This is a genomic window from Stutzerimonas sp., from assembly GCF_982611455.1.
On sequence record NZ_CEXBBO010000013.1, the window covers coordinates 111,588 to 123,203 of the forward strand.

Here is an 11,616-nt window from a genome sequence, read left to right on the forward strand (position 1 = left end):
AGCGGACCGCCGCAGGCGCTTAGCGAAGGAACTGCCAGCGCCAGCGTGGTCCATTTCAAGAGGCTGCCGATTCGTTGAGCGCGAGTGCCCAGTTCCCTTGAATGCCGCCGGAGAGCCGAATGGCCCGATACCGAGACTCCATCCACAGCCGCGCCGCGATTGCCGGGCATCCTTTGCATCCGATGCTGATCCATTTCCCCGTGGCGGCTTTGACCGGGCTGCTGCCGGTCGATATCGCTCATCTCTTTACGCTGGATGATTTCTGGTGGCGTGCCGGGCTTTGGCTGGCCGGCGTAGGCGCGCTCGGAGGCTGGGTCGCCAGCATTTTCGGCTTGATCGATCTGGTTACGGTACCCGAGATTCGGCAGAAGATCACCGCATGGTGTCATGCGATCCTGGCGGTGATGATGCTTTCGCTGGCTTCGCTCAACTGGTTGCTGCGTTACCAGAACGACGGAGACAGCATGCTGTACTGGGCGCTGTATCTGTCGGCAATCACCGCTGCGATGATTTCCCTGGCTGCCTATCTTGGCGGGCGACTGGTCTACGAGCATGCTGTCGGGGTCGATCTGGACAAGGTCTGACCTGGGCTGTGGATGAGGCTTGGATCGTTCGGTCATGGGCTTTATTCGGTTGATCGAGCGGTTTGGGTCGTGAACTAGAACGGCTTGGCCAGTACCAGCCAGAGCGTTGCCGTAATGAATGTCGCGGCAACGACGCCGAGAAAGCGGCAGCGAATGCTCACGCTCTGTTCGGGGGAGCGTTCGATATGCAGCACAAGCACGCCGCACAGGGCATGGCACAGCACCATGCCGGCGACCGTGCTGAGTTTGACGATCAGCCATCCGGCCACGATGCCGTCGCGCAGAAACAGGGCGGTCCCCGATCCAATTGCAATAAGCGCGGCTGGCGTGCCGATGAGGTTGAAAACCATGCGGGTCAGGTGGGCATGGTCTCGATAAAAAAGCGCGTCACTGCGCTTGGTGCCGGCCGCAATGAGCGCCGGCAGATATAAGAGGGTGCCGCACCAGCACAGCAGGCCTGCGAAATGCAGCAGTTTGAGCAAGGGCATTTGCGTCTCCATCCGGCCTGCGGCAAGTCAGAGGTTGTGACAACCCTGTACCGAGGCGGTTCGGATGGAAAATTCTCGGCGACTGGCGATGGACCTGTATGGCTGCTCGGTTGTGTGAGAAGGCCAGCTCATCGCCGTCGATTGATCAGGCCAAATGAGATCAGCTTTCGACGTCGCGTTCTGCTCGATTGAAAAGCTGACTTCCACAGCGACTGCAAAAAGCCGCGTTCGGCTCGTGGCTGAGCTTTTCGCACGTGGGACAGCGATGTTGCAAACTGTCGGCGCGCATCGCGGTCGCCAGTTCCGCCGTAAAAATACCGGTGGGCACGGCGATGATCGAGTAACCGGTGATCATCACCAATGTAGAAACCGCCTTGCCCAGTGGCGTATGCGGGACGATATCGCCGAAGCCCACTGTGGTGATGGTTACCACGGCCCAATAGATGCTCATCGGAATGCTGGTGAAGCCGTTCTCCGGGCCTTCGATCACATACATCAGCGTGCCGTACACGAGCACCATCGTAGTAACGCTGAGCAAAAAGACGACGATTTTCTGCTTGCTGCCACGCAGCGCGACCAGCAGAAAGTTGGCCTGGCTCAGGTATTGCGTCAGCTTGAGGACGCGGAAAACACGCAGCATGCGAATGGTGCGCACCACCAACAGGTACTGTGCGTCCGGTAGAAACAGGGCGATAAATGCTGGCAACACGGAAATTAGGTCGATGGCGCCGTAGAAACTGAAAATGTATTTGCGTGGCTCTGGGTGGCAATAGATCCGCACCAGATATTCGACAGCGAAAACGGCAGTGAAAAACCACTCCAGCCCAGTCAACAACGTGCCGTACTGCTCCCGGTAGGACGCGACGCTGTCGAACATCACCACAACCAGGCTCGCGAAGATAAAGCCGAGCAGCCAGGTATCGAAGCGTTTGCCGGCGGGCGTATTGGTGAAAAAAATGATGATGTAGAGGCGCTCGCGCCAGCCCATCGATCGGAGGGCGTCGTTATCCATCTGTAAAAGCTCCGGTGAATCGGCGAAGGCGAATTATCCTAGAGTTCGAGTCGTGCCATCAAAGTATCGTTGCGCGTTCGCCGAAGATTCATGCAGCCAGTGTTGTCTGTGCCGGGACTTTGCCTGCGGGCGGGCCGCATCGGCTGTGTCGTGAACCGCGTCGCGTGATGGCCGCCCCGTGTAGGTGCAACCCATCAAATGATCAACTCGCGTTTGACGACGCCCGTTGCGTAATGGGTGCTGTTGCATGCCATTCGCCTCGTCACCTTTGCCACACGTCACGTTCCGGCATAGTCTTGTCCATGCGCATCAAGCCGTTGGAGAGCGACATGCCAGATTCCCAGTTGGTCGACCCGTTCGGCCGGCGCATCACTTACCTGAGGTTGTCGGTCACCGACCGTTGCGACTTCCGTTGCACCTATTGCATGAGCGAAGACATGGTCTTTGCGCCGCGCGCGCAAATTCTCACACTCGAAGAGCTCTACGCGGTCGCCGACGCCTTCATCAGCCTGGGCGTCAAGCGCATCCGCGTGACCGGCGGCGAGCCGCTGGTGCGCAAGGGCTTGCCCAGCCTACTGGCTCGCCTGGGTGCGCGCGAGGAGCTGGAAGATCTGGCAATCACCACTAACGGCTCGCAGCTGCCAACGCTGGCGTCAGTCTTGCGCGACGCGGGCGTCAAACGCCTCAATATCAGCCTGGATTCGCTCAAGCGCGAGCGTTTCGCCGAGCTCACTCGTCGCGACAAGCTCGATCAGGTACTCGAAGGGATCGAGACGGCGCGCAATGCCGGGTTCTGCCGGATCAAGCTCAATAGCGTGATTCAGAAAGGTCGCAATGATGACGAAGTGCTCGATCTGGTGAATTTCGCTGTCGAGCGCGGGCTGGATATCAGCTTCATCGAAGAAATGCCGCTGGGAACCGTGTCCAGCCACGAGCGCCAGATCACCTTCTGCTCCAGCGAAGAAGTGCGCGAGCGCATCGAAGTCGGCCATCAACTGATACGCAGCAGTCACACCACCGGCGGGCCGTCGCGCTATTGGCAGGTAGCCGGTAGCGAAACCCAGGTCGGCTTCATCTCGCCGCACAGCAATAACTTCTGCGGCAGCTGCAACCGCGTGCGTATCACGGCCGAAGGCAAGCTGGTGCTTTGCCTTGGACATGAAGGCGCGCTGGACCTCAAAAGCCTGATGCGTCGCTACCCAGGCGACAGCGAGCGATTGCGCCACGCGCTGGTCGACGCGCTGCAGCTCAAGCCGGAGAAGCACGAGTTCCGTACCGACGAGCAAGTGCAAGTGGTGCGCTTCATGAGCATGACAGGGGGGTAATTGACGTCGCTTCTTGCAGCAACCAGCGGCTGAGCTGGATGAATCGCTATCGAGGCGAGCCGCAAGAAAAAGCCTGTTTGGTAAAACACCGAACCCAGCAGTTCCGTAGGGTGGGCTTCAGCCCACCAGACATAATTCCAGTCACGTCGAAGCAGAGTCGGCATCCCGCATGGGCCAACACCACGCTACGTTCATGCCGTTTATTGCGGCTACGAAGTGCCTCGGCTGCCGCCATTGGTGGGCTGAAATCGCTCGGGATCTGGGACGGAGCGCCGCTCGGCCCACGCTACGTCCGCATCGCATCGCGATTGCTTGAAACACTGGCCATCTATGCCTGCGATGGCCACAAGGCGACGTGGTAAACTCCGCCGTTTCGCGTAGCACCCACGTCAGGAATCCCGATGTTCACGGCGACTCTGCTTGTACATCCTTACGCCGATTGCCACGGATAGGCCTCCATGCGTCTGAAAAGCATCAAGCTCGCGGGTTTCAAATCTTTCGTCGATCCCACTACCGTCAGCTTTCCGAGCAACATGGCGGCAGTGGTCGGCCCGAATGGTTGCGGCAAATCGAACATAATCGACGCCGTGCGCTGGGTGATGGGCGAAAGCTCGGCGAAGAATCTGCGTGGCGAGTCGATGACCGATGTCATTTTCAACGGCTCGAATACCCGCAAGCCGGTGACTCAGGCCAGCATCGAGCTGATCTTCGATAATTCCGACGGCACCCTGACAGGCGAATATGCCGCCTTCGCCGAGATTTCCATTCGCCGTCGGGTCACCCGTGATTCTCAGAACACTTATTTCCTCAACGGTGTGAAATGTCGCCGCCGGGATATCACCGACATCTTTTTAGGCACCGGTCTGGGGCCACGCAGCTACTCGATCATCGAGCAGGGCATGATCTCCAAACTGATCGAGGCCAAGCCCGAAGATCTGCGCAGCTTCATCGAAGAGGCGGCGGGCATCTCCAAGTACAAGGAGCGCCGTCGCGAAACCGAGAGCCGCATTCGCCGAACCCATGAGAATCTGGCGCGCCTGACCGATCTGCGTGAGGAGCTGGAGCGCCAGCTGGAGCGCTTGCACCGCCAGGCCCAGTCGGCCGAGAAGTACCAAGAGTACAAGGCCGAAGAGCGCCAGCTTAAGGCGCAACTATCAGCATTGCGCTGGCAGGCGCTGAACGATCAAGTTGGTCAGCGTGAACAAGTGATCGGCGATCAGGAGGTCGGCTTCGAGGCGCTGGTGGCCGAGCAGCGCAACGCTGACGCCAGTATCGAGCGCTTGCGCGACGGGCATCATGAACTGTCCGAGCGTTTCAATCTGGTTCAGGGGCGCTTCTATTCTGTTGGCGGCGATATCGCGCGGGTAGAGCAGAGCATCCAGCACGGTCAACAGCGCCTGCGGCAGCTGCAGGATGACCTACGCGAGGCCGAGCAGGCGCGGCTGGAAACCGAATCGCATCTGGAGCATGACCGCACCTTGCTCGCCACTCTCGGCGAGGAGTTGGCAATGCTCGAGCCCGAGCAGGAAATGGCTGGCGCGGCGGCGGAGGAAACTGCCGCGCAACTCGAAGAAGCCGAAAGCGCGATGCAGCTTTGGCAAGAACAGTGGGAACGTTTCAACCAGCAAAGCGCTGAGCCGCGCCGAGCGGCTGAGGTGCAGCAGTCCCGTATCCAGCAACTCGAACAGAGCCTGGAACGGCTGGCCGAGCGCCAGCGCCGCCTGGAAGACGAGCGCACCTCGCTCGCTGGGGAACCAGAGGATGCCGCGGTAGCAGAGCTGAGCGAACAGCTCGCCGTCAATGAGTTGAGCCTGGAAGAACTGGTCGCCGCGCAGGAGCAGATCGATCAGCAGCTTGAGCGATTACGCGAGCAGCTGCAGCAAACCGCCCAGGCTGAGCAACAGGCTCTGGGTGAGCTGCAGCGGCTGAATGGCCGCATTGCTTCGCTGGAAGCCTTGCAACAGGCGGCAATGGATCCAGGTAAGGGCGTCTCCGAATGGTTGCGCGAGCAGGGGCTCGATCAGCGACCTCGCCTTGCCGAAAGGCTTCGCGTCGAGCCGGGCTGGGAGCTGGCGGTCGAAACCGTACTGGGCGCGGACCTGCAGGCGATGTTGTTGGATAAATTCGACGGCCTCGATTTGAGCGGCTTCGAACAAGGCGATCTGCGTCTGGTCAGTCCGGCGCAGGGTGGCGGGCGTATTGTCGGCAGCTTGCTTGATAAGGTCGAGTCAGCTGCCGATCTGTCGCCATGGTTGGGCCGGGTGCGACCGGTGCACGATCTTGATCAGGCGCTGGCTGCGCGTGGCTCGCTCGGCGATGATGAAAGTTTGATCAGCCGTGACGGTTATTGGGTTGGCCGGCATTTTCTGCGGGTGCGGCGTGCGGGTGAAGCCGAGTCCGGGTTGCTGGCGCGCGGTCACGAGCTGGAGCGGTTACAGACCGAGCGTGACGAGCACGAGGCCAGTCTGGAAGTGCTAGGCGAGAACCTTGGCCAGCTCCGCGAGGCGCAACGCCAGCAGGAAGAGCGCCGTGAATACCAGCGCCGCCGGCATCAGGAGGTGTCCCGGCAGCAGGGCGAACTGAAGGCGCGGCTATCCGCGAGCCAGGCCAAGCTGGAGCAACTGAGCTTACGTCGTCTTCGGCTGGACGAAGAACTCGCCGAGCAGTCCGAACAGCGCGCGCTGGAAACCGAACAGCTTGGCGAGGCGCGATTGCAGTTGCAGGATGCGCTCGATGCCATGGCGCTGGATACCGAACAGCGCGAAACACTGTTGGCGGGCCGAGACGGCATTCGTGAACAGCTTGATCGCATTCGCCAGGAGGCCCGGCAGCATAAGGATCACGCACATCAACTGGCCGTGCGAGTGGGGTCGTTGAAGGCACAGCACGACTCGACTCGCCAAGCATTGGAGCGTCTCGAACAGCAGTTCGAGCGGGCCGTGGAGCGGCGTGAACAGCTCAACCTGAATCTGGAGGAGGGTGAGGCGCCGCTCGAAGAGCTGCGTATGAAGCTTGAGGAGTTGCTTGAGCGACGCATGGGTGTCGAAGAAGAGCTCAAGCTTGCCCGGCTGGCGCTCGAAGATGCCGACCGCGAGCTGCGCGATGCAGAGAGGCGTCGCACCCAGGCCGAGCAGCAGGCGCAACTGTTGCGCGGCCAGCTGGAACAACAGCGAATGGAATGGCAGGCGCTGAACGTTCGACGCAAGGCGTTGCAGGATCAACTGCACGAGGATGGCTTCGATCTGCACGGCGTACTGGCAACCCTGTCTGCTGGGGCGAGTGAAACGGAGTGGGAGGCGGAGCTGGAACGCCTGAGCGCGCGCATTCAGCGTCTTGGCCCTATCAACCTCGCGGCGATCGACGAGTATCAGCAGCAGTCGGAACGCAAACGCTATCTCGATGCTCAGAACGACGACCTCACCGAGGCGCTGGATACGCTGGAAAATGTCATTCGCAAGATCGACAAAGAAACCCGCAATCGCTTCAAGGAAACCTTCGATCAGATCAACGGCGGCTTGCAGGCGCTTTTCCCGAAGGTTTTCGGCGGCGGCAGCGCTTATCTGGAACTTACCGGGGAAGATTTACTCGATACCGGGGTGGCGATCATGGCGCGCCCGCCGGGCAAGAAGAACAGCACCATTCACCTGCTATCAGGTGGCGAGAAGGCGTTGACGGCTCTGGCGCTCGTGTTTGCGATTTTTCAGCTCAACCCGGCGCCGTTCTGCATGCTCGATGAAGTAGATGCGCCATTGGACGACGCCAACGTTGGGCGCTACGCGCGCCTGGTCAAGGAAATGTCGGAAAAGGTTCAATTCATCTACATCACGCATAACAAGATCGCGATGGAAATGGCTGACCAACTGATGGGCGTGACCATGCATGAGCCGGGTTGCTCGAGACTGGTCGCGGTCGATGTAGAGCAAGCGGTTGCACTCGTGGAGGCTTGAGTTGCGGCTGTTTCTATCACGTTGGAGGTAAACGGGAGACCTATAAAAGAGCAACGCCGGGCGGTGCAAATCTACCGTTCGTCGTGCTAGTTTAGAGCGCAAATTTTTACGATGCGCAGAAGAGCCTGTTCAGCGGCCATGATTCTGCGTCTTTATCATCGATTTCAGGGGTTCAAGCATTAATGGATATCGGTCTGCGCGAGTGGCTGATCGTCATCGGCATCATTGTTATTGCCGGCATTCTTTTAGACGGCTGGCGGCGGATGCGCGGCAGCAAGGGCAAGTTGAAGTTCAAGCTGGACCGCAACATCGCCGACAGTTTTTCCGATGACGGCGGGACCAACGAGCTGTTGGGGCCGCCGCGAGTCGTAAACCGCAACAACGAGCCATCGCTGGATGAAACTGACCTTCCCCCGATGAGCGCACGTGAGACTGGAAAGCGCCGCGCGACAGCACCCCAGCAAGGCGATCTGCATTTCTCCAGCGACGAACCGGTTCCGACATTGCTGAACCCTGTAGTCGGTGATGACGAAGAGGGTGAAACGAGCGAGTTCGATCAAAATCTGCCTCCGGTTGAGGAAGTCTTGGTAATCAACGTCATCTCACGCGATGCGTCCGGTTTCCGAGGCCCGGCACTGCTGCAGAACATCCTCGAAAGCGGTTTGCGGTTTGGTGAGATGGACATCTTTCACCGTCACGAAAGCATGGCGGGTAATGGCGAAGTGCTGTTCTCCATGGCCAACGCGGTCAAGCCCGGCACGTTCGACCTGGACGATATCGACCATTTCACCACACCGGCAGTTAGTTTCTTCCTCGGTCTGCCTGGGCCGCGCCATCCGAAGCAGGCCTTCGACGTAATGGTTTCCGCTGCTCGCAAGCTCTCGCAGGAATTGAACGGCGAGCTTAAAGATGACCAGCGCAGTGTGCTAACCGCCCAGACTATCGAGCATTACCGCCAGCGCATCGTTGAATACGAACGTCGGCAGATGACCATCAAGCGTTAAAGCCGATCAAAGTGCTGGAGGCTCGAAAGCTGGACGAGTAAAGCAGCTTGAAGCTTGTTTGAAAAAGAAGCCGACAGGCTTTGGAATAAGCCTCCAGCCTCCAGCCTCCAGCCGCCAGTTCCGCCGTAGGGTGGGCTTCAGCCCACCGGGGCTTCACCGAGCGTCTCCTGTGGTGGGCTGGAGCGGAACGCCGCCGGCCCACCCTGCCAGGGCTTGCCAATCCCGCCGGGGGCCTGAAAGCCAGCGCAAACCTGCCTCCAGCTGCAGGATCGGCTAAAATCCCGCGCCTCATATCAACCAACGGCGCGCTGAGACTGTCTGACCAGCATTGCCATAGCCACGGCTCCGTCATATGCCTTCCGCCCAAACCGCCGCAGAACGCATCGCCGAACTGCGTAGCGAAATCGACGCTCACAACTACCGCTACTACGTGCTCGACGAGCCCAGCGTACCCGACGCCGAGTACGACCGCCTGTTCAAAGAGCTCAAAGCTCTCGAAACCGAACATCCTGAACTGATCACCCCAGACTCACCCACTCAGCGCGTCGGTGGTGCGGCGCTGGCGGCATTCGGCCAAGTGCGCCACGAAGTACCGATGTTGAGCCTGGGCAATGCCTTCGAAGAGCAGGACCTGATCGACTTCGATCGGCGCGCCCGCGAAGGGCTGGACTTGCCGGCAGGCGATCTTTTTGGCGATGGCGTCGAGCTGGAATACAGCTGTGAACCGAAACTCGACGGCCTGGCCGTGAGCCTGCTTTATGAGAATGGCCAACTGGTACGTGGCGCCACTCGGGGTGACGGCAGTACTGGCGAAGACATCAGCGCCAACGTGCGCACCGTCCGCAATATTCCACTGAAACTGCATGGCAGCGACTGGCCGTCGGTGCTGGAAGTACGCGGTGAGATCTATATGCCCAAGGCAGGCTTCGAGGCACTCAACGCGCGTCAACTCGAAGCGGGCGGCAAACCCTTCGCCAATCCACGCAACGCTGCAGCCGGAAGCCTACGCCAGCTGGATTCGAAGATAACCGCCAGCCGCCCGCTGGAGCTTTGTGCCTACGGCGTCGGCCGCAGCGATGGTGAGCTGCCGGACACTCACATTGGCATCCTCGAAGCGCTGAAAACGTGGGGCCTGCCGACCAGTCGGGAGCTCAAACTGGCCAAGGGTGTGCAGGAATGTCGCGACTATTACCATGCCATCGGCGAAAAGCGCGATGCGTTGCCCTATGAAATCGACGGCGTGGTGTTCAAGGTCAACTCGACCGCCCAGCAGCGTGAGCTGGGCTTCCGCGCTCGCGAACCACGCTGGGCCATCGCGCATAAATTTCCCGCACGCGAAGAAGTCACCGAACTGCTGGACGTGGAGTTCCAGGTTGGCCGCACCGGCGCCATCACCCCGGTCGCCCGGCTGAAACCGGTGCAGGTCGCAGGCGTTACCGTCTCCAACGCTACGCTGCACAACATGGATGAGGTCGCGCGGCTGGGTGTGATGATCGGTGACACGGTGATCGTGCGGCGCGCTGGCGATGTCATTCCGCAAATTCTCGGCGTCATTCCCGAGCGCCGTCCAGATAACGCTCGTGCTGTACATGTGCCGGAGCAATGTCCGGTATGCGGCTCGGCTGTAGAACGCACCCAGCTAATCAAGCGCAGCAAGGGTCGGGAGTCGGTCAGCGAAGGTTCGATTTACCGTTGCGTAGGCCGTCTGGCCTGCCAGGCGCAGCTCAAGCAGGCGATCATCCACTTCGTCTCGCGCAGGGCCATGGACATCGATGGGTTGGGTGACAAAATCGTCGAACAACTGGTCGATACCGGATTGGTCAGCTCTCCGGCCGACCTCTATTGCTTGACGTTCGAACAGGTTCTGGCGCTAGAAGGTTTCGCTGAAGTGTCGAGCCGCAACCTGCTCAAATCCATCGACGCCAGCCGTACACCGTCCCTGGCACGCTTCGTCTTTGCGTTAGGCATTCCTGATGTCGGTGAGGGCACTGCCAAGCTGTTGGCACGGGCGTTGGGCTCGCTTGATCGGATCAGTCGAGCGCTGCCGGATGTGCTGGTTTACCTGCCGGATATCGGGCTTGAAGTCGCCTATGAAATCCACAGCTTCTTCGAGGACGAGCATAACCAGCTCGTCATCAAACAGCTGCGTGAGCGTGGGGTGCAGTTGCAGGAAGAGGGTGATGTGCATCCCGAATTCGCCGCCTGCGCAACATTGGCCGGGCTGCTCGACAAACTGAACATTCCCTTCATCGCCGCCACCGGCGCCCAGCGCCTCGCCGAACGCTTTGGCAGTCTTGAAGGCATCATCGAAGCCGACTGGCTGGACTTGCGCCAAGTCGAACGTCTCAGCGAAAAGGCCGCACGCGCGTTGCGTGACTACTTCAACGAGCCAGCCAACGCCGAGCGTGCACGAGCCATCGAAGCCCAGCTGAAGGCGTTCGGTATGCATTGGCAAAGCGAGCGAAAGGCGGCGGAAGGGCTTCCGTTGGCGGGCCAGACCTGGGTGCTTACCGGCACGCTGGAAACCATGAGTCGCGACGAGGCCAAGGCAAGGCTGGAAGCGTTGGGGGCAAAGGTTTCGGGTTCAGTTTCCGCCAAAACCAGCGCTGTGGTGGCGGGTCCGGGGGCGGGTTCGAAGCTGACAAAGGCCAACGAGCTGGGTGTCTCTGTTGTAAGCGAAGCTGAGTTTCAGGAGCTTCTCGAATCGACGTGAGAACCTGATGCGCTTACGCACTGTGCCTGATTGTATCGAGGCTGATGTCGGAGATGCACTTGGCTTGTCAAGTGCGAAGGCCAATACGTCTGCCTGCATTCGTAAGTGGCCATCGCTCCTGCCTGTATCAGCGGTTTTTTTGTCGGCGCGCCGTCGCGGCGCGTGTCTTTGCTCACGGGTCTAGAGGTGGTTCGGCGTCCAACCGATCCGGTAGGGGCGAGTTCCGTTTTTTCTATTGGTTGGAGCTGAAGCGCCTGGATTGTGGCATGGCGATTGCTTGAGATGGTTATTCAACGATTAATTGACGGCTGACCGTGCGGCAATGCAGTCAGAGAAAGCGCGGCGGTGCAACAGCATTCTGCTGGCGGGTTGGCGCAGTAGCGAGAACGTGATCTCGAGCCTTAGCCGATCAGGCTCCTTGAACGCGCCTCTGCGGCATACCGCAAACGCCTCTCTTACTGAGCAGCAGCGTTTTCGAGACAAAATTACTAGGGAAACTCTGAAGAAGACTTCCAGATTTTGGCAAAATACCCGGATTCCACC

At 59.8% G+C, this 11,616-nt stretch carries 7 protein-coding genes; 5 read left to right on the forward strand and 2 right to left on the reverse strand.

Annotated elements, in window-relative coordinates; translation table 11 throughout:
- Positions 1 to 119 precede the first annotated feature (119 nt).
- The gene (locus tag AC2LD7_RS10370) at positions 120 to 584 is read left to right on the forward strand and encodes a DUF2231 domain-containing protein (protein WP_484597653.1); all 465 of its coding nucleotides are present in this window, start codon (positions 120 to 122) and stop codon (positions 582 to 584) included.
- Positions 585 to 658: 74 nt separating this feature from the next.
- On the opposite strand, the gene AC2LD7_RS10375 is transcribed toward AC2LD7_RS10370, so the two are convergent.
- Positions 659 to 1,072, reverse strand: a complete 414-nt coding sequence (locus AC2LD7_RS10375; protein WP_484597654.1) for a CopD family protein — start codon at positions 1,070 to 1,072, stop codon at positions 659 to 661.
- A gap of 160 nt (positions 1,073 to 1,232) precedes the next feature.
- Positions 1,233 to 2,084 (reverse strand): ion transporter, encoded by an 852-nt coding sequence (locus AC2LD7_RS10380; protein WP_484597655.1) that lies wholly within the window; start codon positions 2,082 to 2,084, stop codon positions 1,233 to 1,235.
- 329 nt (positions 2,085 to 2,413) lie between these two features.
- Here AC2LD7_RS10380 and moaA point away from each other — a divergent pair, with 329 nt between their 5' ends.
- From moaA to ligA, 4 genes are all read left to right on the forward strand, one after another.
- Entirely contained in the window at positions 2,414 to 3,409 is a 996-nt protein-coding gene (gene moaA, locus AC2LD7_RS10385) for a GTP 3',8-cyclase MoaA (RefSeq protein ID WP_484597656.1), read from the forward strand.
- Between the two features lie 458 nt (positions 3,410 to 3,867).
- Positions 3,868 to 7,356, forward strand: coding sequence for a chromosome segregation protein SMC (gene smc / locus AC2LD7_RS10390; protein ID WP_484597657.1), 3,489 nt, complete (start codon positions 3,868 to 3,870; stop codon positions 7,354 to 7,356).
- 182 nt (positions 7,357 to 7,538) lie between these two features.
- Positions 7,539 to 8,360, forward strand: a complete 822-nt coding sequence (zipA, locus tag AC2LD7_RS10395; protein WP_484597658.1) for a cell division protein ZipA — start codon at positions 7,539 to 7,541, stop codon at positions 8,358 to 8,360.
- A gap of 352 nt (positions 8,361 to 8,712) precedes the next feature.
- Complete coding sequence (gene ligA, locus AC2LD7_RS10400; protein WP_484597659.1) at positions 8,713 to 11,073, forward strand: NAD-dependent DNA ligase LigA; 2,361 nt, start codon at positions 8,713 to 8,715, stop codon at positions 11,071 to 11,073.
- Positions 11,074 to 11,616: the final 543 nt, after the last annotated feature.